The organism is Flavobacterium jumunjinense, from assembly GCF_021650975.2.
Lineage (GTDB): Bacteria > Bacteroidota > Bacteroidia > Flavobacteriales > Flavobacteriaceae > Flavobacterium > Flavobacterium jumunjinense.
The window spans coordinates 4,618,049-4,642,619 of the sequence record NZ_CP091285.1 but is presented as its reverse complement, the minus strand read 5'-3'; the positions used below and the strand labels follow the sequence as shown (position 1 = coordinate 4,642,619).

28 protein-coding genes are annotated in these 24,571 nt (G+C 30.5%); 15 read left to right on the top strand and 13 right to left on the bottom strand.

All coding sequences use genetic code 11. The features are described 5' to 3' along the window. Positions 1-41: 41 nt before the first annotated feature. On the top strand, positions 42-656 hold the full coding sequence (locus L2Z92_RS21155) for a DEAD/DEAH box helicase (RefSeq protein WP_236456774.1): 615 nt from the start codon (positions 42-44) through the stop codon (positions 654-656). 121 nt (positions 657-777) lie between these two features. Here the strand turns inward: L2Z92_RS21155 and L2Z92_RS21150 are convergent, their stop codons facing one another. After that, a complete protein-coding gene (locus L2Z92_RS21150; protein ID WP_236456773.1) occupies positions 778-1,314 on the bottom strand; it encodes a YceI family protein in 537 nt (178 codons plus the stop codon). 10 nt (positions 1,315-1,324) lie between these two features. Beyond that, a complete protein-coding gene (locus L2Z92_RS21145; protein ID WP_236456772.1) occupies positions 1,325-1,693 on the bottom strand; it encodes a hypothetical protein in 369 nt (122 codons plus the stop codon). Between the two features lie 87 nt (positions 1,694-1,780). Here L2Z92_RS21145 and L2Z92_RS21140 point away from each other — a divergent pair, with 87 nt between their 5' ends. Beyond that, complete coding sequence (locus L2Z92_RS21140) at positions 1,781-2,176, top strand: OB-fold putative lipoprotein (protein ID WP_236456771.1); 396 nt, start codon at positions 1,781-1,783, stop codon at positions 2,174-2,176. A 69-nt stretch (positions 2,177-2,245) separates the two neighbouring features. Continuing rightward, entirely contained in the window at positions 2,246-3,091 is an 846-nt protein-coding gene (locus L2Z92_RS21135; RefSeq protein WP_236456770.1) for a DUF5777 family beta-barrel protein, read from the top strand. Between the two features lie 80 nt (positions 3,092-3,171). Here L2Z92_RS21135 and L2Z92_RS21130 read toward each other — a convergent pair whose 3' ends face one another. The 11 genes from L2Z92_RS21130 to L2Z92_RS21080 form a co-directional block, all read right to left on the bottom strand. Then, on the bottom strand, positions 3,172-3,570 hold the full coding sequence (locus L2Z92_RS21130; protein ID WP_236456769.1) for a hypothetical protein: 399 nt from the start codon (positions 3,568-3,570) through the stop codon (positions 3,172-3,174). A 1-nt stretch (position 3,571) separates the two neighbouring features. After that, complete coding sequence (locus L2Z92_RS21125; protein ID WP_236456768.1) at positions 3,572-4,144, bottom strand: hypothetical protein; 573 nt, start codon at positions 4,142-4,144, stop codon at positions 3,572-3,574. Positions 4,145-4,299: 155 nt separating this feature from the next. Then, a complete protein-coding gene (locus L2Z92_RS21120) occupies positions 4,300-4,752 on the bottom strand; it encodes a hypothetical protein (RefSeq protein WP_236456767.1) in 453 nt (150 codons plus the stop codon). Positions 4,753-4,829: 77 nt separating this feature from the next. Beyond that, positions 4,830-8,183: a preprotein translocase subunit SecA gene (secA, locus tag L2Z92_RS21115; RefSeq protein ID WP_236456766.1), complete on the bottom strand. Its 3,354-nt coding sequence runs from the start codon at positions 8,181-8,183 to the stop codon at positions 4,830-4,832. Between the two features lie 89 nt (positions 8,184-8,272). After that, a complete protein-coding gene (locus L2Z92_RS21110) occupies positions 8,273-8,494 on the bottom strand; it encodes a DUF2795 domain-containing protein (RefSeq protein ID WP_045971987.1) in 222 nt (73 codons plus the stop codon). 167 nt (positions 8,495-8,661) lie between these two features. Beyond that, complete coding sequence (locus tag L2Z92_RS21105; RefSeq protein WP_236456765.1) at positions 8,662-9,231, bottom strand: cob(I)yrinic acid a,c-diamide adenosyltransferase; 570 nt, start codon at positions 9,229-9,231, stop codon at positions 8,662-8,664. Between the two features lie 198 nt (positions 9,232-9,429). Next, on the bottom strand, positions 9,430-10,287 hold the full coding sequence (locus L2Z92_RS21100) for an ATP-grasp domain-containing protein (protein ID WP_236456764.1): 858 nt from the start codon (positions 10,285-10,287) through the stop codon (positions 9,430-9,432). Positions 10,288-10,621: 334 nt separating this feature from the next. Beyond that, entirely contained in the window at positions 10,622-11,335 is a 714-nt protein-coding gene (locus L2Z92_RS21095; RefSeq protein WP_319800388.1) for an ABC transporter ATP-binding protein, read from the bottom strand. An 85-nt stretch (positions 11,336-11,420) separates the two neighbouring features. After that, positions 11,421-12,248, bottom strand: a complete 828-nt coding sequence (locus tag L2Z92_RS21090; protein ID WP_236456763.1) for an O-methyltransferase — start codon at positions 12,246-12,248, stop codon at positions 11,421-11,423. A gap of 81 nt (positions 12,249-12,329) precedes the next feature. Then, a complete protein-coding gene (locus L2Z92_RS21085) occupies positions 12,330-14,201 on the bottom strand; it encodes an ABC-F family ATP-binding cassette domain-containing protein (RefSeq protein WP_236456762.1) in 1,872 nt (623 codons plus the stop codon). Positions 14,202-14,544: 343 nt separating this feature from the next. Then, on the bottom strand, positions 14,545-16,395 hold the full coding sequence (locus tag L2Z92_RS21080) for a CocE/NonD family hydrolase (protein WP_236456761.1): 1,851 nt from the start codon (positions 16,393-16,395) through the stop codon (positions 14,545-14,547). Between the two features lie 140 nt (positions 16,396-16,535). Between L2Z92_RS21080 and L2Z92_RS21075 the strand changes: the two genes are divergently transcribed. The 12 genes from L2Z92_RS21075 (at position 16,536) to L2Z92_RS21020 (ending at position 24,493) form a co-directional block, all read left to right on the top strand. Beyond that, positions 16,536-17,669: a glycosyltransferase family 2 protein gene (locus L2Z92_RS21075; RefSeq protein ID WP_236456760.1), complete on the top strand. Its 1,134-nt coding sequence runs from the start codon at positions 16,536-16,538 to the stop codon at positions 17,667-17,669. Between the two features lie 81 nt (positions 17,670-17,750). Beyond that, positions 17,751-19,076 carry a dihydrolipoamide acetyltransferase family protein gene (locus L2Z92_RS21070; RefSeq protein WP_236456759.1) on the top strand — a complete coding sequence of 442 codons (1,326 nt, stop codon included), beginning with the start codon at positions 17,751-17,753 and terminating at the stop codon, positions 19,074-19,076. 84 nt (positions 19,077-19,160) lie between these two features. Beyond that, a complete protein-coding gene (locus L2Z92_RS21065; protein WP_236456758.1) occupies positions 19,161-19,412 on the top strand; it encodes a hypothetical protein in 252 nt (83 codons plus the stop codon). Position 19,413: 1 nt separating this feature from the next. After that, on the top strand, positions 19,414-20,106 hold the full coding sequence (locus L2Z92_RS21060) for a YARHG domain-containing protein (RefSeq protein ID WP_236456757.1): 693 nt from the start codon (positions 19,414-19,416) through the stop codon (positions 20,104-20,106). 9 nt (positions 20,107-20,115) lie between these two features. Continuing rightward, the gene (locus L2Z92_RS21055; protein WP_236456756.1) at positions 20,116-20,793 is read left to right on the top strand and encodes a DUF2306 domain-containing protein; all 678 of its coding nucleotides are present in this window, start codon (positions 20,116-20,118) and stop codon (positions 20,791-20,793) included. Then, entirely contained in the window at positions 20,774-21,547 is a 774-nt protein-coding gene (locus L2Z92_RS21050) for a 3'-5' exonuclease (protein ID WP_236456755.1), read from the top strand. The genes L2Z92_RS21055 and L2Z92_RS21050 overlap by 20 nt, the downstream gene beginning before the upstream one ends. A 37-nt stretch (positions 21,548-21,584) precedes the next feature. After that, a complete protein-coding gene (locus L2Z92_RS21045; RefSeq protein WP_236456754.1) occupies positions 21,585-22,196 on the top strand; it encodes a fumarylacetoacetate hydrolase family protein in 612 nt (203 codons plus the stop codon). Positions 22,197-22,203: 7 nt separating this feature from the next. Beyond that, positions 22,204-22,548: a histidine kinase gene (locus tag L2Z92_RS21040; protein WP_236456753.1), complete on the top strand. Its 345-nt coding sequence runs from the start codon at positions 22,204-22,206 to the stop codon at positions 22,546-22,548. An 11-nt stretch (positions 22,549-22,559) separates the two neighbouring features. After that, positions 22,560-23,810, top strand: a complete 1,251-nt coding sequence (locus L2Z92_RS21035; protein ID WP_236456752.1) for a competence/damage-inducible protein A — start codon at positions 22,560-22,562, stop codon at positions 23,808-23,810. 76 nt (positions 23,811-23,886) lie between these two features. After that, positions 23,887-24,123 carry a 50S ribosomal protein L28 gene (gene rpmB / locus L2Z92_RS21030; RefSeq protein WP_236456751.1) on the top strand — a complete coding sequence of 79 codons (237 nt, stop codon included), beginning with the start codon at positions 23,887-23,889 and terminating at the stop codon, positions 24,121-24,123. 26 nt (positions 24,124-24,149) lie between these two features. Then, positions 24,150-24,332, top strand: coding sequence for a 50S ribosomal protein L33 (rpmG, locus tag L2Z92_RS21025; protein WP_026714106.1), 183 nt, complete (start codon positions 24,150-24,152; stop codon positions 24,330-24,332). A gap of 8 nt (positions 24,333-24,340) precedes the next feature. After that, on the top strand, positions 24,341-24,493 hold the full coding sequence (locus L2Z92_RS21020; RefSeq protein WP_008253891.1) for a DUF4295 domain-containing protein: 153 nt from the start codon (positions 24,341-24,343) through the stop codon (positions 24,491-24,493). Positions 24,494-24,571 lie beyond the last annotated feature (78 nt).

Genomic DNA, 24,571 nt, shown 5'->3' with positions numbered 1-24,571 from the left:
GAAGATAATTGCAATTTATTTAATGACTAATTCTATAAATAATGAATTTAAAAAAAATAAACGAAGACTTAAAAGAGGCTTTAATTGAAAACGGAATAACAGAAGCTACAGAATTGCAGTTGGAAACGTTTTCACCAATAAAGAGTGGAGCAGATTTAGTTATTCAAGGAGGGAAAAAAACTGGAAAAACAACAGCTATGGTTGTAAATGTTATCCATAAGTTAAAAGAACCTTTTCAAGAATCTCCAAGAGCACTAATTTTGGTTAATGATAAGCCAATGTTATTAGAAGTTTTAGAGCTATTCGAGTTATATAATAAAAAAAATAAGCTTAGAGTTTTTGGAACTCACGATAAAACAGATTTAGACGAAGATAAAAATTTAATCTCATTAGGAATTGATGTTTTAGTGGGAACACCAAATAAGCTAAATCAGATGTTTTCTTCTGCTGGTTTTAATGTGAATACTCTTCAAGTAATACACTTCGATGATATTGATGTTTTGTTGAAAAACAGACATGAATCTGTCATTATGAGGTTAATGGAAAGTATTCAAAAAGGACAACGTGTTTTCTTTTGTAATAAAATTACTGAAAGAGTAGAAATTCTTGCCGATAACATTATGAAGGATCCTGTTTTTCTTGAAATGGATGAATAGTATATTATTTTCTTAATAATTTTTAATACAAAAGCCCGTTTAAATCATTTAAACTGGCTTTTGTGTTTTTTTTACTATATAAAGAAATTACAGAATCTAGTACAAGGTTTTTATGAAAATCTTATAATACATAATGACATTTAACATTTACTTTTTTTGATAGTTTTTTGCTCACAACATTTGGAATTTCGATATTAAAATCGTCTACATTCACATCGAATTCATTTGTAATATCTATACTGTTGCCGGTTTTTTTGATATACGCAATAGAAATTATGTCTTTTGTTTTTCCATGAATTTCTAATGTTCCTTTGATAGTGAATTTTTGTGCTGCTGAAGAAAGTTTTGAACTGTCAAAGTTTTCAATTTTTCCTTTAAAAATTGCTTTTGGATATTTATTACTTTCAATATAGTTTTCATTAAAGTGTTCTTCCATTAATGCAACTTTAAAACGAAAGCCTTTAACAAGTGCAAGGGCAGCAATTTCACCAGTTTTGGTGTTTAATATACAAGAAACACCTTTGTTTGTTGCTTTAACCTCTTCGAAAGAAGGTACAGAAGCCTCAAAAGTAATCTCACCAGTTTTAGTCGATTTTTTATCTTGTGAAAAGCTTAATGTTGTTAAGCTTAAAAAAAAGAATAATATTAATTTTTTCATAATTTAAAAGTTATTCGAGCAAACCATCTGTTTGCCATTCGTTCATTGAATTAATTATTGTTTGAGGTAGTCTTGTTCCTCCATTAGGCATCATTCCTGATGCTCCTTGTACTCTAGAAATACGATCTAACAAGCCTCTGTTCATTACAGCATCTTTTACTAAACTATAACTGTTTAACGACATAGGAGCTCCATTTGAAGGAGTTGCTCCATGACAAGATAAGCAATTATTATCAATTATACTTTTTGCAAAATTTGTATAGGTAACTGTGTTTAGGTTTTGACTCTCAATTAAATCTGCTTCGGAGTCATTAGAACAACTTGTTAATAATACAAAAGGAATTGCTAGGATTGATAAGTAGTATTGTGGTTTCTTCATTTTAATAGCTTTATTGTTGAAGTAAAAATAGCTTTTTAATTATGAAAATGAAAATATTATTATATTTTTGTTTAAAACAAGAAAGTTATGAAAAGAAATAAATGGGTTGTTTTATTAGTCTTACTAATAATTGCAGGTTTTGTAGGCTATAATTATTTATATAAAGATCATAGAGATATAAGTACAGAAGAAGCTAGTTTCTCAATTGGTGTAGCAACTTTAGACAAAGACTTTAAAGAAAATGAAGCTAGTGCAAATGCTAAATACTTAGATCAAACGATTACAGTTTCGGGAAAAATATCTGAAATCGATTTAGAAGCGAATGCACTTGTTGTTGACGGAACTCTTTTTGCAGTTTTTTCTGAACCGATTGCTACAGATTTGAAGAAAGATGAAAATGTAAAGATTAAAGGTCGATTTATTGGTTATGATGAACTTTTGGAAGAGTTTAAAATGGATCAGTGTACAATTGTAAAAGATTAATAAAAAGAATATGAAATTGCTTTTAAAATTGCGATATTCATAAACTAAAAAAAAACAAAAAATTAAAATATGAAAAAAGTAATATTAGCTATTTTATGCCCATTTTTTATTTATGCTCAAGATGATTTGTTTTCTGAGATTGATACTGATTCGACAGGGACTTTTGTAGAAACATCAGCTTTTAAATCGATGAAAATTGTAAATCTTGAGTCTACAAAATTAGCAGCTAAAGGAGATTTTTATTTTATTGTTGCTCATAGATTTGGCTCTGTTAAAAATGGAATTGATACTTTCTTTGGATTAGATGATGCTAATACGCAAATTAAGATGCTATATGGTGTGAATGATTGGTTAACGATTCATGCATCTAGAAGTGGTTTCCAAAAATCCTATGAAGGTGCTATAAAATACAGATTGAAAGCACAAGAAGTTGACGGTTTTCCTGTTACAATTGTAGGTTTTAATAGTGTAGTTGTAAATTCTGAATTAGATAAGGATTTATTACCTAAGTTGAAATTTGAAAACAGACTAAATTACACAACACAATTGTTAGTGTCTAGAAAATTTTCAGAATCTCTTTCTTTAGAATTAGCACCAACTTATTTTCATGAAAATTATGTTGTAAATGATGATCAAGAAAATAGTCAATTTGCCATTGGAGTAGGAGGAAGATATAAAATTTCTAAACGTGTAGCCTTAACAATGGATTATGCAGCACATATGAATAGAGCATCCAATTCATTGGCAAGAAACCCTATGTCTGTAGGTGTTGATATTGAAACTGGAGGACATGTGTTTCAATTGCATTTTACTAATGCACAAGCAATGAATGAAACAGGATATTTAGGAAATGCATTTGGAGATTGGAGTAAAGGAGACGTGTTTTTTGGATTCAATCTTGTTAGGGTTTTTTAGAAATCAATTTTAAAAACAAAAAAAAACAAAATAAGTACAATGTGCTTATTTTGTTTTTTAGTTTATAACGTGCTTTATTTTTATAAGTTTAAAAACTCTAATAAAATAGGATCAACATTTTTAAAAGTTGGGGGTTGTTCAATAATTGAAGCAACTCTTTTTTTATTTATTTTCATTGTGATGTCTGCTTCTGTTGTAAATAATAAAGCAGAAAAAAACGGATTCATTAAATGAGGTGTTAAATCTGATTCTATGGCATCAACTTCAGATAATTTTACAATTTCTTCTTTTACACCATTGTATATCTTGAATGTTAGCGCTGTTTTTAATACTTTTTCTTCTAAATGCATTCTAACATAAATATTTTGTAACTCAGGTTTTCCAACGGTTTTTGCAAGTGTTAATTTTGCAAATGTTCCATTGCTAATACTTTCTTGTACTGCTTTAAAAAAAGCAGAATATACTATTGTGTTTGACATTTTATAATCCTAATTCGGTTTTTACTTTTTCATCAAAAATCATTGTAAATAAACGATTTTCTTTGTCTTTATTCAGAAATTTCCATTTGTTTTCGGTTAATTCATCTGCAACCGCAATCATTGTTGAACGTAATTCTATTTTAAATTGATTCTCTTTTTCATCGAATGTTACATTCTTTGCATCCATGGAGTTTTTGAACAATTCAATCATAGCTTCTGCGTCTTCCATAGGAGCTTTAAATTTCATATTCATTACATTGTTATGGTCTACAAGGCAGAAAGTCTGTTTCCCTATTTTTTTAATTTCTCCAAATGAAAAATTAGGTTCAACTTCAATAACTTTAATAGAAAATTGTTCATTCTCCATCATTTGATTGAACATTTGTTTCATTGACTCTCTAGAAATGATATCGAATACTTTTGGGTATGTCGTATCAAAAATCAATTCGAAGTCAGTTGTTGCACCAGCTTTGTAGGCTTTTAAAGCTTCTTTTTTTAAGTTTTCTACATTTTGAGAAAAACTTTGTATAGTACAAATGAATAATATACTTAAAAATATAAATTTTGATTTCATTTCGGTTCTTTTAATTAATCAAAGGTAGAAAAACCTAAATAAGATTACTAATTACAAATGTGTATTTAACGAATTATTATAAATACATAATTTGATTTATCTAATTTAGATTGTTCTCTTTTTTAAATTTATTTGCTTGGTTTAAAGTGTATAAGTTATAAGTTAAAGCAAAAAGGATTATTGTTTTGAAAATGATTCCCTGAAAAAAAAGTTTCCCTACTGAAAATAAAATTAATCGTGTAAATTAATAGTATTAGAGACAAAGGAATGATTGTTAAAATCATTGGTTTTTTATGTAAATACAAAGCGCAAAATAGCATTGTCAGTGTAATTATTGTTGAGATTAGTATGCCAAAGAAATCATATTGATTTTTCATAACTGAAATTACAACTCCTAAAATATTAAAAGCAACTATCATAAATAATACTTTTTTACTATTTTGAATGTTTTCTTTAGATTTATCTAGAATGTTTTTAGCGCTTATAAATTTTCCAATGTGTAATGATTTCTCATTTTCGGTTCCATTAAATGGAAATTTACAAAAGGAACATAAGTCATATGAGATTGGTGTATTGTTTTTACAACTAGGACAATGATGATTTTCCATTTTTTTCTGATTAATATAAAAATCCTTAGTTATTTATTAATAACTAAGGATTTTATGTTGAATTTTATTTAAAATTTTTATGCCAAAATCCATTCTCCAGAAGCAATCATACTTTCTGCTTTTTTAAATTTCATGGTTTCTGTTTTACCACTCATTACATGTTTAATGGTAACAGTATCATTACGATTAATCTTTGGAGTTTCTCTAACGATTGTTTCTGTAATTTGTGGGCGATTCTGAGCTTGTTGACCAGCTTCTCTATTTCTAGACGCTAATTCGTCAGTGTTTAAAACTTCATCTTTACTTTCAGTATAATTTTCTTTTTGCTTCACATCTTTAGCTTCAATAATCGCATTTGGATTTTGAGAAGGTAAATCTGCTTTGAAAATGAAAGAAATGATTTCTTTATTCACATCGTCCATCGTTTTTTTAAATAATTTGAAAGCTTCAAATTTGTAAATTAATAATGGATCTTTTTGTTCGTGAACAGCTAACTGAACAGATTGTTTTAATTCATCCATTTTACGAAGGTGTTTTTTCCACGCTTCATCAATGATTGCTAAAGAAACATTCTTTTCAAAATCTGTTAATAATGTTTTTGCTTCAGAATTATAGGCTTTTTCTAAATCAGTAACAATATTTAAAGATTTGATTCCGTCAGTAAAAGGAACAACAATTCTTTCGTATTGTCCGTTATTGTTTTCGTAAACATTTTTAATAACAGGGAAAGCTTCTTTTGTGTTTTTTTCTGATTTTTCAGTATAATGAGCTAAAACCGCTTTGTAAGTTTGATCAACAATGTCTTTTTCTTGAAGCTTACTAAAATCGGCTGAAGAAACTGGAGCACTTATAGAGAAAAAACGAATCAATTCGAATTCATAATTTTTGAAATCACCTGCAGATTTATTGTTTTGAACAATAAGTTCACAAGTGTCATACATCATGTTTGCAATATCTACTTTTAGACGCTCTCCGTGTAAAGCATGACGACGACGTTTGTATACTACTTCTCTTTGAGCATTCATTACATCATCATATTCTAATAGACGTTTACGAACACCAAAGTTATTTTCTTCAACTCTTTTTTGAGCTCTTTCGATAGATTTAGTCATCATAGAATGCTGAATTACTTCACCTTCTTTTAATCCCATTCTATCCATTACTTTTGCAACTCTTTCAGAACCAAATAAACGCATTAAGTTATCTTCAAGCGAAACGTAGAACTGTGAACTACCAACATCTCCTTGACGACCAGCACGACCACGTAACTGACGGTCAACACGACGTGAATCATGACGTTCTGTACCTACAATTGCTAAACCACCTGCTTTTTTAACTTCATCGGATAGTTTAATATCCGTTCCACGACCTGCCATATTTGTTGCAATGGTTACAATTCCAGGTTTTCCTGCTTCTGCTACAATTTCAGCTTCGCTTTTGTGCATTTTAGCATTTAAGACGTTGTGAGGAATATTTCTGATTTTAAGCATTCTACTTAATAACTCAGAAATCTCTACAGAAGTTGTTCCAATTAATACTGGTCTACCTGAATTAGATAATTCTACAACATCGTTAATAACAGCGTTGAATTTTTCACGAACTGTTCTATAGATTAAATCTTCTTTATCTTTACGAGCAATTGGTCTGTTTGTTGGAATTTCTACAACATCTAGTTTGTAAATTTCCCAAAGTTCACCTGCTTCTGTAACAGCTGTTCCTGTCATACCAGCTAATTTGCTGTACATACGGAAATAATTTTGTAATGTTACAGTAGCAAAAGTTTGTGTTGCTGCTTCAATCTTAACGTTTTCTTTTGCTTCAATCGCTTGGTGAAGACCATCAGAATAACGACGACCATCCATAATACGACCAGTTTGTTCGTCTACAATCATTACTTTATTTTCCATGATTACATATTCTGTATCTTTTTCAAATAAAGTATAGGCTTTAAGAAGTTGTGTTAATGTATGTATACGTTCTGATTTTATAGAGAAATCTTTATATAATTCTTCTCTTTTTTCTGCTTCTTCTTCTGCAGGTAAATTTAATTTTTCAATTTTCGCAATACCTGTTCCAATATCTGGAAGTACAAAGAAATGCTCATCTGTGTCTTTAGAAAGGAATTGAATTCCATTATCTGTTAACTCAACTTGATTGTTTTTTTCTTCAATAACAAAATATAATGCTTCATCAATTTTTGGCATCTCTCTGTTATTGTCTTGCATATAGCTATTTTCGGTTTTTTGAAGTAATTGTTTAATTCCTTCTTCCGATAAAAACTTAATTAATGCTTTGTTTTTAGGAATTGCTCTGTAAGAACGCAATAAATAGAAACCACCGTCTTTGGTATTTCCTTCTTTTATTAATTTTTTGGCTTCTGTCAAACAATCTGTAGCTAACTTACGTTGTAAGTTTACTAAGTTGTCTACTTTTGGTTTTAATTCGTTAAATTCATGGCGATCTCCTTGAGGAACTGGTCCAGAAATGATTAATGGAGTACGAGCATCATCAACTAGTACAGAATCGACTTCATCAACAATTGCATAATTATGTTTTCTTTGCACTAAATCTTCCGGAGAATGTGCCATATTATCTCTCAAATAATCGAAACCAAATTCGTTATTTGTACCATAAGTAATATCAGAGTTGTACGCTTTTCTTCTTGCTGGAGTATTTGGTTGATGATTATCAATACAGTCTACTGTTAATCCATGAAACTCAAAAAGAGGTGCTTTCCAAGTACTATCACGACGAGCAAGATAATCATTCACAGTTACTAAGTGAACACCGTTTCCTGTTAGCGCATTTAAATACATAGGAAGTGTAGCTACTAAAGTTTTACCTTCTCCAGTTTGCATTTCTGCAATTTTACCTTGATGTAAAACAATACCACCAATTAACTGAACATCGTAATGTATCATATCCCAAGTGATTGCTTTTCCAGCTGCATCCCAAGAATTAGCCCATGAAGAATTATCACCTTCAATAGTAATGTAGGGTTTTGTTGCAGAAAGCTCTCTGTCTTTTGGTGTTGCAGTAACTGTTACTGTAGTGTTTTCTTTGAAACGACGAGCCGTTTCCTTTAGTACAGCAAATGCTTCTGGAAGAATGTCGTTTAGTACTTTTTCAGAAATTTCATAAGCTTCATTTTCAAGCGTATCAATTTCTAAATAAATATCTTCACGTGCATCAATATCAGTAGTTTTATCTGCTGTATCTTTTAATTCAGCAATTTTAGTGTCTTTTTCTAAACGTGCTGTTTTTATTTTTTCTTTGAATTCGATTGTTTTCGCTCTCAATTGGTCATGAGAAAGCGAGATCAAAGCCGTTTCAAAGGTTTTAATCTTATTTACAAGTGGTTGAACAGCTTTTACGTCTTTTTGAGATTTATCTCCCACAAAAGCTTTCAGTATAGAATTAATAATACTCATAAGTATAATTTATTATTTATAGAATTCGTTTATAAATTTACAAAAAAAAAGCCTCAGTAAGAGACTTTTCTAGTGTTTGATTTTATCTTTTAATATTCATCCTCATTCCAAAGATAGTCGTCATCTGTCGGATAATCAGGCCATATTTCCTCCATTGATTCATAGATTTCTCCTTCGTCTTCTATTGATTGAAGGTTTTCTACTACTTCTAAAGGAGCACCAGTCCTGATAGCGTAGTCGATAAGTTCGTCTTTGGTAGCAGGCCAAGGAGCATCACTTAGATAAGATGCTAGTTCTAATGTCCAATACATTTTCTATCGATTTAAATTTATGCAAAAATAATTTTTTAACTTAAATAGTCAAGTTTTTTTTGATTTATTTTTTATTATTTATAAGAACGTTTTTTTTTAGGCTATAATTATTAGTAAAATACACCTTTTTAAATGATGAAATTCACTACTAAATTAAAGATTGATTCCTACTTTCTAGGTATCCATTTTACTTCATCAGCCTTCAAGTCATAAGTCAACTTTCGTGCCAGCACAAAAAGATAGTCAGATAGTCGGTTTAAATAGGTTAAGACATGCGCATCTGTCGGCTCAGTCTCGTTAAGCTGTACTGACAGGCGTTCCGCTCTTCTGCAAACACAACGAGCAATGTGACAATATGACACAGTTGGATGGCCTCCTGGTAATACAAAATGAGTCATTGGAGGTAAGTTTTCCTCCATGGTGTCTATTTCATTTTCTAAATACTCAATATCTTTATCTTGAAGTCCTAGATTTTGTAGCCTTGGTTGGCCGTTTTTTAAAGTTTCTTTTTCTGGAGGAGTTGCGAGTATTGCTCCTAAAGTAAATAATCGATCTTGTACTTCAATTAGTACATCTTTGTAATTCTGATTGATGTCTTGGTCTCTAATTAGTCCGATATAGGAGTTTAATTCGTCGACTGTTCCATAACTTTCGATTCTTATATGGTGTTTTGGTACACGAGTTCCTCCAAAAAGGGCTGTTGTTCCTTTGTCACCTGTTTTTGTATATACTTTCATGTGAATTTTAGATTTTAGATTTTAGAATTTTAAAAATTCTAATCTTCAGGTTTTTTTTTGTTTTTTTGACTTGTGATTTTAAATTGTTTTCTATGATTTATCTTGTTAGGAAATATTCTATGTAGTATTTTTAGAATTAGATAGAGTATTGCTATAACAATTATGATTGTAAAGATTTTGTTTTCTCGCATGTCAAATTTACTTAATTAATTGCAATAATGAAGTTGTAAATCGTTGTAATGATTCTGGTGCTAAAGAAAAATATAAATCGGGTTCAATGCACTCTACTTCCATAAGGTGTATTTTATTTTTAATAATAATTCCATCAACTCTGGCATATAATAGGTTGTCAGGAAAACAGTTTACTATTTCTTGTGCTTGTTGTATTGTTTCTTTAGAAGGTTGAATTATGGTGTATTTTCCACCAAATTGAACTTGAATTCTAAAATCATTTTGTGCTGGTTTTTTATTGATACAATGTGAGAATTGTTTGTTGAAAAAAATAAATGAAGTTTCTCCTTCTGTATTAATTTCAGGGATGAATTTTTGAATTAATAATTCTTTTTCTGTAGCTATAGATTTATACTCTTGGTTGATAGTGTCAATCTTAGAGATGTCAAATGCTTTTGTGAGGTAGGAGCCAGCTGAAAATGCGGGTTTTATAACTGCTTTTTTCCAATGATTTGGTATAGCTGATTTTAAGTTTAAATTATTTGTTTTCTCTTGAAAAAGTGTTGGGATAATTGTAATTCCTTTTTCTTGAAGTTTTTGCAAATAGAATTTATGTTTGTTTTCTTTTATTATAGATAAGGAGTTGAGTGTTTTTATTCCTAACTGTTCTATTTTATTTAGCCAAAGGTTGAATTTTTCTTCTTTTTCATAATAATCCCATGTGTTTCTAAAAATGAGATAATCATATGTTGACCAATCTACTGAAATGTTGTCCCAGATTTCTGCTTTTGCTACAATGTTATGTTTTGCTAATTCAGGAATTAATAGTTGATCGGAGGGGAGTAAGTCAGGTAATTTTTCACAGGTAAGTAAAGCAATTTTCATAGATTCAATTTTGTGTACCAAATATAATGACTTACTGACAAAAGAAAAAATGGAATACTAAATAGCCCTGATAGGAATGGTATTTTTTTTAAACCTGTGAAGGTTTAGAAAAAATAGAATGTAGAGCAGGAAAAGGAATAATAAATAAACCCCTAGCCATTCGCTTCTGAATCGGAATTATACTTTTGAAGTTTTTTTTAGTTGAAGTATTCCTATAACTAAAATTCCAATTCAAAACCCCATTATAAGGCCTTTGATTGAGTCTTCTAGGTTTAAATAACGAGAACTTATTTGTGAAATACTACACGCAATAATCCCGAAAGTTAGTAATAGTTTAGTTTTTTTCATGAATGTTTATATTAGTGTTCATCGTATCACTTTCAATAACTCCATCTCTAAGACGAATAACTCTATGTGCATATGCTGCAATATCTTCTTCGTGAGTTACTAGAATGACAGTGTTTCCGTTAGCATGAATTTCGTTAAAAAGACCCATGATTTCTACGGATGTTTTACTGTCTAAGTTTCCTGTTGGCTCATCGGCAAGGATAATAGCTGGTTTGTTTACTAATGCGCGGCCTACTGCTACACGTTGGCGTTGTCCACCTGATAATTGATTGGGTTTATGATCCATTCTGTCAGCAAGCCCTACTTGTGTTAAAACTTCGGTAGCTCTTTCATTTCGTTCCGATTTTGAAAAACCAGCATAAACCATTGGTAATGCAACATTGTCTAATGCTGTTGTTCTTGGCATTAGGTTAAAAGTTTGGAAAACGAATCCTATTTCTTTATTTCGAATTTCTGCTAACTCATCATCGTGCATTTTACTCACCAATTTTCCGTTTAAAACATAAGTACCAGAAGTTGGAGTGTCTAAACAGCCTAAAAGATTCATAAGTGTCGATTTTCCTGAACCAGATGGTCCCATCAATGCAACGTATTCTCCTTTATTGATCTTTAAATCAATTCCTTTTAGTACATGAATAACTTCGTCTCCTAATGGAAAATCTCTTTTGATGTCTTTTATTTCGATGATTGGTTGTGCCATTTCAATTTAGAATTTAGAATTTAGAATTCTGTAAATCGGAATTCTTAATTAAACATAAGTAGAAAAACAAGTGATTTTGTTACAATTAAAATCTAATTTTTTCAAAAAGAAATGAACTTAAGGTTTTATTTGGATTTATTATGAAATGTTCTTTCTCTTGTTCTTGTCTAAAAAAAACGATACCCCATTGAAAAGTATCAATGGTGATTTTTACAGTTGCATGTTTTTTTATAGTTTCCCAAGCTTCTTCCATTTCTTTGGACCAATGTATGTCGTCGAAAATCCAAACCGTTTCGTTTGTAATGGTTGGTAAAAGTAATTCGAAATACTCTAATGTTGCTTTTTTGGAATGATTACCGTCGAAGTAGATGAAGTTGTAATTTGTAGGTTGTGTGTTATAGCTTGATAGGTATTGTGTAAATTCGGTATTTATAAAATGGATATTATCTTTATTTATACTTGAATTTTGTAGGTGATTTTCTGCAATCGACAAAGTGTTTGGACAGCCTTCTAGTGAAGTTATCTTCGTCTTTAAATAGCCTAATGATAGCGCAGAAGTAGCAAGTCCTAAAGATGTTCCTATCTCTAAGGTGTTTTTTGGTTGAAAATAATTAACTATTCTAAAAAGTAATTCAGCATTTTTTGAAGTAATACCTGCTGTTTTTGCTATTTTATTTACTTCTCTTGTGTTTGATTTGAAAACCCTTGAACCGGCTCCAAAATCGGTTACTTCGATAGCGTTTTTATTAGTTAAAAGTGATTTTCTGTAATTATTTAGAATAGCATATTCGGAATAATTCGTTTTGTCATAAAAACACTTGGTGACTAAATCATATACAAAAGGAGAATGAACTCCATGTTCGTTTTTGGATTTCCAAAGGAATTTTAGATATGATTTTAGAATATGAATCATTTTTTGTTTTTTTTGAACCATTAAGATAGTAATATGATTAAGAAAAACTTAATGAAGCTTACTATCTTAATGGTTTAAAATTTATTCCACTTTTGCTGAAAGTTCGAACCAACGTTCTTCTTTTTCTTCTAAAGATTTAATTATTTTTTGAAGTTCATTTGCTTTAGCTTCAATTTTATCATCTGCTACTTTTCCGTCGGCAAATTCTTTTTCAATTTTAGCTTTTTCAAATTCTAAATCTTTTATTTCACGTTCAATTTTGTTGAATTCTTTTTGTTCGTTAAATGATAAGCCTGTTGCAGTAGCATTTTTCTCTTTCCAAGATTTTGAAGCATTATTTTCTGTGCTAACACTGCTTAATCCTTTTGGTTCTGATGAATCTTCATAGCTTCTAAAATCAGAATAATTTCCTGGAAAATCTTCTACTTGTCCTTCTCCTCTAAAAACGAATAAGTGATCTACAATTTTATCCATGAAGTATCTATCGTGACTCACTACTAATAAACAACCAGGATAGTCTAATAAGAAACTTTCTAATACATTTAATGTAACAATATCTAAATCATTAGTTGGCTCATCGAGAATTAAGAAGTTTGGATTTTGAATTAAAACAGTACATAAATACAAACGTTTCAATTCTCCTCCACTCAGTTTTTCTACAAAATCATACTGTTTTTTAGCATCAAATAAAAAGCGTTCTAATAATTGTGTTGCAGAAATAATTTTACCTTTGGTTAAAGGAATGTATTCTCCATATTCTTTAATAATATCAATTACTTTCTGACCTGGTTTTGGATTAATTCCACTTTGAGTATAGTAGCCAATTTTGATAGTGTCACCAATGATGACTTTACCAGATTCTGGATTCATTGTTTTTGTAAGAATATTTAAAAACGTAGACTTTCCAGTTCCGTTTTTTCCAATAATTCCGATACGTTCTCCACGTTGAAAGGAATAGGAGAATTCATCAAGGATAGTTTTTTCTGGGAATTTCTTAGTAACCTTAACCATTTCGATGATTTTACTACCCATTCTTTCCATGTTGATTTCCAATTCAACAACATTATCTTTTCTGCGGCTTTCTGCCTTTTCTTTAATTTTGTAGAAATCGTCTTGACGCGATTTTGATTTTGTAGTTCTTGCTTTTGGTTGGCGACGCATCCAAGCCAATTCTTTTACAAATAAGTTTTGTGCTTTATCAACACTTGCGTTTTCAGAAGCAATTCGTTCTTCTTTTTTCTCTAAATAGTAGGAATAATTTCCTTTATATTGGTATACTTTATTATTGTCAAGCTCTATAATTTCATTACAAACACGTTCTAGGAAAAAACGATCATGCGTTACCATGAATAAAGTAATATTTTCTTTTGAAAAATAATCTTCTAACCATTCAATCATTTCTAAGTCTAAGTGATTGGTTGGCTCATCTAATATTAATAAATCTGGACGGCTAATTAAAATGATTGCTAACGACAAACGTTTCTTTTGTCCACCAGAAAGGTTTTTAACTAGTAATTTTAAATCGACTAATTTTAGTTTTGATAAAATTTGTTTGTATTGTGTTTCAAAATCCCAAGCATTATGACGATCCATGTCATCAAAAGCTCTCTGATACACTTCTTCGTCTTCAGGATTTTCTAATGCTTTTTCGTAAGCTTCTATTACTTTCAGCGTTTCATTGTCTGAAGCAAAAATGCTTTCTTCAATGGTTAATTCATCCTGTAGATTATTGTTCTGTGATAAAAAAGCCATATTGATTCCTTTTCGAAGAACAATTTGTCCTGTATCGGGTTCATCAAAACCGTTAATCATGTTCATGATGGTGGTTTTTCCAGAACCATTTTTGGCAATAAAGGCAATTTTTTGATCTTTATTAATTCCGAAAGATACGTTGTCAAACAAAACGCGTTCTCCGTATGCTTTGGATATGTTTTCTACTGAAAGGTAATTCATGCTAAATATGTCAATTTTTCAATTTGGCAATATGCCAATGATTTAGAAATGCAAAAGTAATTTTTTTGTTTCAGCTTTGAAGTTTAAAATTTTAAAAGTTTTTTGAAATTTATGTTTAAGGGAAGATATTTTTCAATTTTGAATATTTTATTGATGAATCTCTGTTATGAAATGCGAAGAATTATAAAAAGAAAAGGATGAAATAACACGATTGAAGTGTGGTAGATTGTGGTCTGTGAGTTTGAATTAATAAACTTATGTTTCTGGTTTGATGATTTTAACGATTTGCTATAATCGTTTTAAATCATAAAAAAAGCTGCCTTTTCAGACAGCTTTCGTTTTTCTATTTCAATATGTCTACTTCAATGTAGCTATCATTAAAAATTTTAATAAAGGCTTTAGTATAATCTTCTTTAGTCGCTAAATAATTATTTTCTAAAAATTTCTGTTGGTTAACCGCAATCATAGGATACCATGTACTTTGAATTTGAATTTGGATTTTGTGTCCTTTTTTGAAAGTATGTAAAACATCTTGCAATTTTAAATTCACTTCCGTTGTTTGGTTTGGTGTTAAAGCTTCTGGTTTTTCAAAACTATTTCTAAAACGAGCAGGCATAACTTCACTACGCACCATTTGATGATAATTAGCATAAATGACATTTGGTTTGTCTTCATTTTGAGGTTCATCTTGTGGATAAATATCAATTAGTTTAACAACAAAATCTGCATCTGAAGAAGAAGAAGCGATTTTTAATTTCGCCATGATTTCTCCTGCAAGTGTGATATCTTCCGTTAAATAATCGGTAGTAAAAGTGATTACATCTGGACGACTCAATGCAAAACGTTGGTCTTCACTCATGTAGTTTCTGGGTGTGAATCCGTTGAAATCTGAATAGTTCACACTACTTGGCACAGGATTGTTTGGATCGCTATAATATTCGCTATAAGCAGTTTTATTAGACTTGTTAGTGTCTAATTTTCCGTTTGAACTTAAATAAAAATTAAGTTTGCTTGCTTTTTTTGGAGGCCAATTAGAAAATTCATTCCACTCTTTTTTACCAGTATCAAACATATAGGCTTCAGGTAGAGCAACTGCATTTTTTGAATCACCTTTTAAATAATGATTAAAAAACTTGTATTCAATGTTCTTTTGATAAAAAGTAGCAATACTGTCTCCAAAGTAAATATCGTTATGATAGTGTTTTCCAGTTTCACGAGCCCAAGCTCCATGAGAGAAAGGTCCCATAACAATTGTGTTCTTTGCTTTTGGACTTGTTTTTTCTATTGTTTTGTAAATATTTAGTGGTCCAGCTAAATCTTCTGCGTCATACCATCCACCAACGGTCATTACTGCGTGATTTATGTTTTTTAAATGGGGTAATAAATTTCTTTTTTGCCAGAAACTGTCATAATTTGGATGTTCTATAATTTCTTGCATGAAGAAATTGTCTTTATAATATTTGTCAGACGCTTCTTTAATAGTTCCTAGTTCATTATAAAAGACAGATCCGTCTTTAGAAGTTGGAGCTATAAAATCTTTCATGTACCAATGTTCGCTAGTAGCTTTGTCTTTTTGTATTCCAAAAACTGGGAAAGTTCTGAAATATCCCATTATGAAAGCACCATTGTGATGAAAATCATCAAAGAAGAAATCAGAAATTGGTGCTTGTGGTGAAGAAGCTACTAGAGCCGGATGATTTGCAAGAGTTCCTACAGCGGTATAAAAACCAGGATAGGAAGTTCCGTACTGTCCAATTTTTCCGTTGTTATTTTTAATGTTTTTTATAAGCCAATCAATAGTATCATAAGTATCTGTACTTTCATCAACACTTGTTTTACTTTTTTGTTCCGCTTGTGGTGTCATATTTGTAAATGTTCCTTCACTCATATAACGTCCTCTAACATCTTGATAAATAAAAATATATTTATCATTCAATAGAAAAGTGTTTGGTCCTAATGATTTAGGGAACTTGTCTTCACCATAAGGGGCAATACTATAGCAAGTTCTTTGCATTAAAAAAGGATATTTGTTATCCTTAGATATATCTTTAGGAGTGTAGATGGCTGTAAAAAGTTTTACACCATCTCTCATTGTAATGTAAATTTCTTTTTTATCAAAATTTTGCGCAATATCTTCTTGAGAAAACGTGCTTAGTGATAACAGAAGAAGGAGTGTTCTAATAAAAAATTTCATTTGATTATTTTTTGTGTTTCTTAATTATGTATGTAGCTTTTGTTTAATGCTTCGAAGATATTAAGAATTTTTCAATAAATTTACTACTGTCATTATATATTGGTCTTTTGAAAGTAGGCAAGAATTCCTATATTCGCACCATGCAATTATCAGTAATTATTCTCAATTATAATGTTCGGTATTTCTTAGAGCAGTGTGTTTTAAGTGTGAAGAAAGCACTAGAAGGTGTTGATGGCGAAATTATTGTGATAGATAATGATTCGAAAGATGATAGTTGTGAAATGATGAGGAGACAGTTTCCTAATGTGAAATTGATTGAGAATAAAGCAAATTTGGGTTTTCCAAAAGGGAATAATATCGCTGTAGCAGAAGCTAAAGGTGAATATATTTGCATTTTAAACCCAGATACTGTTGTTGCGGAAGATACTTTCTCTAAAATCATTTCAGCACATGAAGCACATTCTTCTAAAATTGGAATTATTGGCTGTAAACTGATTGATGGAACAGGGAATTTTCTACCAGAATGTAAAAGAGGAGTGCCAACTCCATGGGTTGCGTTTACTAAGATATTCGGATTGTATAAGGTTTTTCCAAATTCATTTTTTTTTAATAGGTATTATGCGCAACATATACATGAAAATGAATCTGGCGAAGTCGATATTTTAGTAGGTGCTTTTATGGTGATGAAGAGAGATTTGTATCTAAATGTAGGGGGATTTGATGAGGATTGTTTTATGTATTCCGATGATATAGATTTAAGTTATATGATTAAGAATCTAGGGAAAACAAATTATTACTATCACGAAACAAACGTAATTCATTATAAAGGAGAAAGTACAGTTCGAGATGGAACTTACATGAAGCGTTTTCAAGAAGCAATGCAATTCTTTTATGGAAAACATTTTAAGAAATCTTTTATTTTTGATCTAATGATGAAAATTGGAAGTTTCGCGTTTAGTTTGATGAAGAAAAATCAACAAAAAAATAAAATAAAACAAATAGATGAATATATCTTTTTTTCTAAATCGAAAACTTTATTAAATTTGCCTAAGCCTATCAAAGTTATAGCTAGCTTTGAAAGGTTTAAAAGGGATAATAATAAAAATATTGAGATTGTTTTTGATACAGATTCGTTTTCGTACAAAGAAATAATAGAATTCATGATTGAGAATAAATCAAAGAAAATAACATTTAAGAATTATATTAGCAATTCAAATTATATAATTGGTAGTAATAATTCAAATGATAGAGGAGAAGTGGTTATATTAAAATAATTTACGATATTCTTTATAAACAGTTATAAAAATTAGTATTTTTGCAAATGAAATACAAAAACACAACGATAGTTTAATAATATGGCAAAATTTGAATTGAAATTACCTAAAATGGGTGAGAGTGTTGCAGAAGCAACTGTAACCAATTGGTTGAAAAACGTTGGAGATAAAATTGAAATGGATGAGGCTGTACTTGAAATTGCTACTGATAAAGTAGATAGTGAAGTGCCTTCTGAAGTTGCAGGAACACTTGTAGAAATTCTTTTTAATACCGATGATGTTGTTCAAGTAGGGCAAACAATTGCCATAATTGAAACAGAAGGTGAAGGAGAAGTTGCAACACAAGTTGAAGTTGCTGCTCCAGTAGCTGAAGTAGAAAAAACTATTGAAGTAGCTAAAGAAACTGTTGCAGTTTCTGAAGATTATTCAGGTTCAGACAAGTTCTTTTCTCCTTTAGTAAAGAATATAGCTAAAGAAGAAGGTATATCGCTACAAGAATTGGAAAATATTGAAGGTTCTGGTAAAGGTGGACGTGTTAATAAAGAAGATATTTTAAGATATATAGAAAATAGAAGTGTGCAACCTGCTACGGTTAAAGAATCAACTGTTGCGCCCGTATCTGCTCCTGTTGTTCAAAAAACGACACCTGTTGTTCAAAATCAATCCGTTGCACCAGTAATTCCAGTTTCTGTTAATGGTGGTGATGAGATTGTAGAAATGGATAGAATGCGTAAGTTGATTTCTAAATATATGGTAGAATCTGTTCAGACTTCTGCTCATGTACAATCATTTATAGAGGTTGATGTAACGAATATCGTTAAATGGAGAGAGAAGATTAAAGGTTCTTTTGAAAAGAGAGAAGGAGAAAAATTAACTTTTACTCCAATTTTTATGGAAGTTGTTGCAAAGGCATTAAAAGATTTTCCAGGAATGAATATTTCGATCGATGGTGATTTTATTATCAAAAAGAGAAATATCAATTTAGGAATGGCAGCTGCATTACCTAACGGAAATTTAATTGTACCTGTTATTAAAAATGCAGATCAGTTAAATCTAGTTGGTATGGCTAAAGCGGTTAATGATTTAGCGAACAGAGCAAGAAACGGAAAGTTGAAACCAGACGATACACAAGGAGGAACATATACTGTGACTAATGTTGGTACTTTTGGTTCTGTTTTCGGAACACCAATTATTAATCAACCACAAGTTGGTATTTTAGCATTAGGTGCAATTAGAAAAGTGCCTGCTGTTATTGAAACACCAGAAGGAGATTTTATTGGTATTCGCCAAAAAATGTTTTTGTCTCACTCTTATGACCATAGAGTTGTAGATGGAGCACTTGGAGGAAGCTTCGTGAAAAGAGTTGCCGAATACTTAGAAGCTTGGGATATTAATCGTGAGGTTTAAGAATTGAAAAAAAAATAATTATATTTATGACAGGTTTTTCTAAGCCTGTCATTTTTTTTATAAATAGATTAAAAGAAAGTACATATGAAATATTTGTTTTTGTTGCTAATAGGAATGGGTTTCTATAGTTGTAAAGAAACAGTTAAAGATGTTGCTCCAGAAATTGAGAACCCAGCAGAAAACGATTTGATTTCTGAAATTAATGAATCGGAGTTTAATCAAAATTTAATTATTAACTCTACGGATGATTTGTTAGGATATTGGGTAGGTTGGTTTGAGCCTTTGGAGGATGATTATAAAAAAAAACAAATACACAGGAGAGCATGTTGCTTATAATATGAGCAATAAAATTACGATATCTATAGATAAGATAACAGGCGATTTGGTAGAAGGTCACTCTGTTGTTGCTGGAAATAACAGACCATTCTCGGGATCGATTAACTTTGTAGATGGGAGTTATATTTTTGAAGTAAAAGAACTTGGAGATGATAAATATGACGGGGAGTTTAATTTTGAAATTGGAAAAAATGATAGTGTTGTTTCTGGAAAATGGAAGGCTTATAAAAAAGTGGAAACACATGAAAGAAAATACGATCTAACAAAAAAGATATTCAACTATAATCCGAATAACAAGTTGACCAATGTTTATGTGGATTGGGAAAAGAAAAAATCTAAGATGGTTCAAGAAGAATATGATGGGCATGTTGAAAATTATCTCCAAGAAGAATATTTTGCAACAACTGAAAAGGTGTTTAATTTGAATCCTTCTTCGGCTTTATTAACTAAAAAAGAAGTAGAAAATTTATCCAAAGCAGATATTTATGTTTTAAGAAATTCAATTTATGCAAAACATGGATATTCATTTAAAAATCGTCAATTGAGAGCTTTTTTCGATAAACATGAATGGTATATTCCCGTGCATACTAACATTAAAGAGGATTTGACGGAGATAGAAAAGAATAATATTAAGTTGTTATTGGTTTATGAAAAAAATGCTGAAGAATATTATGATGAATTTGGAAGAGGTTAATAGCTTTCGATGAAAAAAATAGTAAAAGAAAATCTAACTTTTAGAGATGTATTGAAGTTTTTGCTTCTTGTTGTTTATGGATATTTTACATACTTGTTGTTGCTGATAACAATACAATACATTCCTCTACGTTTTGATGTGGCTTTTTTAAGAATAAAGTATGAAGAAATTCAGTTGTTACATTATAAAATCGCTTTTTTTACACATGTGTATTCTAGTATTTTTTTAATGTTAATGGGTTGGGTACAGTTCTCAAAAAAGATGCGTCAGAAATACAATAGGCTTCATAAAGGTCTTGGGAAGTTATATGTTTTTGTAATTCTATTTGTTTCTGGGCCATCTGGTTTAGTAATGAGTTATCACGCAAACGGAGGAATTGTAGCGCAAGTAGCTTTTGTTTTGCTTTCTATACTTTGGTTGGTTTTTACTTGCTTGAGTTATTATTACATAAGAAAACAAAATTTTAAAAAACACAGAGAATTTGCAATAAGAAGTTTCGCATTAACATTATCTGCTGTTTCTCTTAGATTGTTTAAATTCATTATTGTATTTTTGCTTCAAACACCGCCAATGGATACATATAGAATTGTTTCTTGGCTAGGATGGACTTTTAATTTAATAATAGCAGAAGTTATACTATTTTATCTTCTTAAAAATAAAAATATAAATGGAATTAAAACTGAATAGACCGATTTGTTTTTTTGATCTTGAAACTACAGGAATTGATGTTGCAAGAGATAGAATTGTAGAAATTTCTATTTTTAAAGTGTTTCCAAATGGAAATAAAGAAAGTAAAACATGGTTGGTAAATCCAACAATTCCAATTCCAGCACAAACAACTGCAGTTCATGGAATCACAGATGAAAAAGTTGCGAATGAACCAACATTTAAAGAATTAGCTTCTCATGTGTTTAATATGATTAAAGATTCTGATTTGGCAGGTTTTAATTCTGATCGTTTTGATATTCCTTTGCTTGCTGAAGAAATGCTTAGAGCTGGTGTCGATTTTGACATGAAGAATAGCGTTTCTGTAGATGTGCAAACTATTTTTCATAAAAAAGAAGAAAGAACACTTAGTGCTGCTTATAAATTTTATTGCAACCAAAGTCTTGAAAATGCACATAGTGCAGAAGCGGATACAATGGCAACCTATGAAATTTTGAAAGCACAGTTAGATAGGTATGATGATTTAGAAAACGATATGAAAACGTTGTCTGAATTTACAACACGAAAAAAATCGGTTGATTTTGCAGGATTTATAGCTTTAAATAAAGAAGAAAAAGAGATCTTTTCTTTTGGGAAGCATAAAGGAGTTCTTGTTGAAGAAGTACTAGAAAAAGAACCAGGTTATTATAGTTGGTTGCAAAATGCAGATTTTCCACTATATACCAAAAAGGTTTTAACCGCAATTAAATTGAGAAAATTAAATACTAAGCTTTAACCACTTTACGTTTAATAACTTTTGCAATAAAATAAGAATGAAAATTATTTGTATTGGTCGAAATTATACCGACCATATTTCAGAATTAAATAATGAAAGGCCTAGCGAACCCGTTATTTTTTTAAAACCTGACACAGCTGTTTTGCCTAAAAAAAATCCATTTTATATTCCAGAATTTAGTAATGATGTGCATCATGAAGTGGAAATATTGGTTAAAATATGTAAGGTTGGTCGATATATTAATGAGAAATTTGCTCATAAATATTATGAAGAAATCGGTTTAGGAATAGATTTTACGGCAAGAGATTTGCAAAATGAACTAAAAAGCAAAGGCTTGCCTTGGGAAAAAGCAAAGGCTTTTGACCATTCAGCGATTATTGGTAGCTTTTTACCGAAAAAATCGTTCGAGTCATTAGAAAATGTTAACTTTGAGTTAAGGAGCAATGGTACTGTTGTTCAAGCAGGAAATACTTCTTTAATGCTCTGGAAAATTGATGAAATTATAGCCTACATTTCACGATTTTTCACACTTAAAAAAGGGGATATTATTTTTACAGGAACTCCAAAAGGGGTTGCCGCTGTTAAAGATGGAGATGTTCTGGAAGGGTATATAGAAAACAATCAAATGTTCAAAATTCAAGTTAAATAAAAAATTTATGGCATTGCAATACAATTTATCTAAAGTGTATGAGATTTCAGAAAATGATATCGATTTCGCGCTTCAAATTGTAAATCTTTTTCTTTTAGAAGTTCCAGCAGAAATAAAATCTATAAAAGTTGGGATTGAAGAAAAAGATTTTTCAAGAGCTTATGCTGCTGCTCATAAAATAAAACCATCATTGGATTTATTGGGAATGGATTTAGCATATGAAGAAAACCTTCAAATAATGACATGGGCTAAGTCGGAAGGCAAAAAGAAAGAAATTAAAGAGGTTTATAAATCACTAAAAGAAAGAGTCGATTTGGCTATTAAAGAATTGAAGAAAGACTTTAAAATTTAAATCTAAAATTTATGAATGCCTCAATTATAACTATTGGAGATGAAATTCTGATAGGTCAAATTATAGATACAAATTCATCATATATTGCCAAAGCATTAGATAAGATAGGTGTTTCGATAAATGAAATGCTTTCAATATCTGATGAGAAGCAGCATATTTTAAATACATTAAAGCAGCTACAGAATAAAGTCGATTTAGTAATTATTACTGGCGGACTAGGCCCTACGAAAGACGATATTACAAAAAAAACTTTTTGCAAATATTTTGAAGATGAACTTGTAGAGAATGATAGTGTTTTGCTTCATGTTAAAGAGATAATAGAAGGGTTTTATAAGCGACCAATTACTCAGATAAACAGAGATCAAGCCTTGGTGCCTTCAAAAGCAACTGTGCTTTTTAATAAAGTTGGTACAGCTCCAGGAATGTGGATTAAAAAAGAAAATACAGTGTATGTTTCTTTGCCAGGTGTTCCATACGAAATGAAATACCTGGTTGACGAAGTAATTGTTCCTAAGTTAATTTCAGAGTATAATAGAGCTTCAATTGTTCATAAAACAATTATGACATATGGAAGAGGGGAAAGTTTAATAGCAGAACAAATTGAAGATTGGGAAGATAATTTGCCAGAGCATATAAAATTAGCCTACTTACCTTCTCCAGGAAAAGTAAGGTTGAGGTTGTCTTCTAAAGGATTTGATGAAAAGGTTTTGAATGAAGAAATTGATTTTCAAGTTCAAAAACTGCATGAAATTATTGGAGAAATAATTATTGGGACTGAGAATGATCAACCTATTGAGAATGTAGTTAGTGATCTTCTTAGAAAAGAAAATAGAACATTAGCAGTAGCGGAAAGTTGTACAGGAGGGAGAATCGCACAATTATTAACTGCAATTCCTGGCGCATCTGTTTTTTTTAAAGGAGGTGTTGTGTGTTATGCGACAGAATCTAAAATTAATGTTCTTGGAGTTTCAGAAGATTTAATTAGTATGCATTCAGTAGTTAGCAAACAAGTAGCTGAGTCTATGGCGACGCAAGCAAAAAAGATTTTTAAATCAGATTATGCAATTGCGACAACGGGAAATGCTGGGCCAGAAAAAGGAGACTCCGATGTGGAAGTGGGTACAGTTTTTATTGCATTTGCAACACCAAATGGGGTGTTCTCAGAAGAATTTAATTTTGGACAGCCTAGAGAAAAAGTCACTGGTAGAGCGGTGAATAAGGGTTTTGAAATTTTATATAAAGAAATTTTAAAAAAAGAGTAGAACAAAGTTGTATATTTCATTTCGATTTTGTTTCTTTGCACCCTGATTTTGAATAACGAAAAAAAGATTATAAATAATGTCAAGAGTTTGTGAACTTACAGGTAAAAGAGCAATGGTTGGGAACAATGTTTCTCACGCTATGAATAAAACTAAGAGAAAATTCTCTGTTAATTTGTTTAAAAAGCGTTTTTATATTGCGGAAGAAGACAGATGGGTAACTTTAAAAGTATCTACATCTGCGTTAAAGACAATAAATAAAAAAGGTATTGCTGCTGTCTTAAAACAAGCAAAGGCAAATGGATTTGTAAAATAATCCTTAAATCATAATAATATATCAAGATGGCAAAGAAAGGAAATAGAATCCAGGTAATTTTAGAGTGTACTGAGCATAAAGCTTCAGGTGTTGCGGGAACTTCTCGTTACATAACTACTAAGAATAAAAAAAATACTCCAGATAGATTAGAGATTAAGAAATTTAATCCAATCTTAAAGAAAGTAACTGTTCATAAAGAAATTAAATAATATAAGTCATGGCAAAGAAAACCGTAGCAACTTTACAAACAGCTTCTAAGAGATTAACTAAAGCTATTAAAATGGTTAAATCTCCAAAATCAGGTGCATACACATTCGTTGAATCTGTAATGGCTCCAGAATTAGTTGATGAATTCTTAAAAAAGAAATAATTCTTTTTTTTAATATACATAGAAAAGCTACTTTCGTTTGAAAGTAGCTTTTTTATTTTTACATTTGTTACTAAATAT

Bases quoted from the DNA above. Each gene is read 5' to 3' on its own strand.
- L2Z92_RS21155 (WP_236456774.1), top strand. From the start codon at position 42: ATGAATTTAAAAAAAATAAACGAAGACTTAAAAGAGGCTTTAATTGAA.
- L2Z92_RS21150 (WP_236456773.1), bottom strand. From the start codon at position 1,314: ATGAAAAAATTAATATTATTCTTTTTTTTAAGCTTAACAACATTAAGC.
- L2Z92_RS21145 (WP_236456772.1), bottom strand. From the start codon at position 1,693: ATGAAGAAACCACAATACTACTTATCAATCCTAGCAATTCCTTTTGTA.
- L2Z92_RS21140 (WP_236456771.1), top strand. From the start codon at position 1,781: ATGAAAAGAAATAAATGGGTTGTTTTATTAGTCTTACTAATAATTGCA.
- L2Z92_RS21135 (WP_236456770.1), top strand. From the start codon at position 2,246: ATGAAAAAAGTAATATTAGCTATTTTATGCCCATTTTTTATTTATGCT.
- L2Z92_RS21130 (WP_236456769.1), bottom strand. From the start codon at position 3,570: ATGTCAAACACAATAGTATATTCTGCTTTTTTTAAAGCAGTACAAGAA.
- L2Z92_RS21125 (WP_236456768.1), bottom strand. From the start codon at position 4,144: ATGAAATCAAAATTTATATTTTTAAGTATATTATTCATTTGTACTATA.
- L2Z92_RS21120 (WP_236456767.1), bottom strand. From the start codon at position 4,752: ATGGAAAATCATCATTGTCCTAGTTGTAAAAACAATACACCAATCTCA.
- secA (WP_236456766.1), bottom strand. From the start codon at position 8,183: ATGAGTATTATTAATTCTATACTGAAAGCTTTTGTGGGAGATAAATCT.
- L2Z92_RS21110 (WP_045971987.1), bottom strand. From the start codon at position 8,494: ATGTATTGGACATTAGAACTAGCATCTTATCTAAGTGATGCTCCTTGG.
- L2Z92_RS21105 (WP_236456765.1), bottom strand. From the start codon at position 9,231: ATGAAAGTATATACAAAAACAGGTGACAAAGGAACAACAGCCCTTTTT.
- L2Z92_RS21100 (WP_236456764.1), bottom strand. From the start codon at position 10,287: ATGAAAATTGCTTTACTTACCTGTGAAAAATTACCTGACTTACTCCCC.
- L2Z92_RS21095 (WP_319800388.1), bottom strand. From the start codon at position 11,335: ATGGCACAACCAATCATCGAAATAAAAGACATCAAAAGAGATTTTCCA.
- L2Z92_RS21090 (WP_236456763.1), bottom strand. From the start codon at position 12,248: ATGATTCATATTCTAAAATCATATCTAAAATTCCTTTGGAAATCCAAA.
- L2Z92_RS21085 (WP_236456762.1), bottom strand. From the start codon at position 14,201: ATGAATTACCTTTCAGTAGAAAACATATCCAAAGCATACGGAGAACGC.
- L2Z92_RS21080 (WP_236456761.1), bottom strand. From the start codon at position 16,395: ATGAAATTTTTTATTAGAACACTCCTTCTTCTGTTATCACTAAGCACG.
- L2Z92_RS21075 (WP_236456760.1), top strand. From the start codon at position 16,536: ATGCAATTATCAGTAATTATTCTCAATTATAATGTTCGGTATTTCTTA.
- L2Z92_RS21070 (WP_236456759.1), top strand. From the start codon at position 17,751: ATGGCAAAATTTGAATTGAAATTACCTAAAATGGGTGAGAGTGTTGCA.
- L2Z92_RS21065 (WP_236456758.1), top strand. From the start codon at position 19,161: ATGAAATATTTGTTTTTGTTGCTAATAGGAATGGGTTTCTATAGTTGT.
- L2Z92_RS21060 (WP_236456757.1), top strand. From the start codon at position 19,414: ATGAGCAATAAAATTACGATATCTATAGATAAGATAACAGGCGATTTG.
- L2Z92_RS21055 (WP_236456756.1), top strand. From the start codon at position 20,116: ATGAAAAAAATAGTAAAAGAAAATCTAACTTTTAGAGATGTATTGAAG.
- L2Z92_RS21050 (WP_236456755.1), top strand. From the start codon at position 20,774: ATGGAATTAAAACTGAATAGACCGATTTGTTTTTTTGATCTTGAAACT.
- L2Z92_RS21045 (WP_236456754.1), top strand. From the start codon at position 21,585: ATGAAAATTATTTGTATTGGTCGAAATTATACCGACCATATTTCAGAA.
- L2Z92_RS21040 (WP_236456753.1), top strand. From the start codon at position 22,204: ATGGCATTGCAATACAATTTATCTAAAGTGTATGAGATTTCAGAAAAT.
- L2Z92_RS21035 (WP_236456752.1), top strand. From the start codon at position 22,560: ATGAATGCCTCAATTATAACTATTGGAGATGAAATTCTGATAGGTCAA.
- rpmB (WP_236456751.1), top strand. From the start codon at position 23,887: ATGTCAAGAGTTTGTGAACTTACAGGTAAAAGAGCAATGGTTGGGAAC.
- rpmG (WP_026714106.1), top strand. From the start codon at position 24,150: ATGGCAAAGAAAGGAAATAGAATCCAGGTAATTTTAGAGTGTACTGAG.
- L2Z92_RS21020 (WP_008253891.1), top strand. From the start codon at position 24,341: ATGGCAAAGAAAACCGTAGCAACTTTACAAACAGCTTCTAAGAGATTA.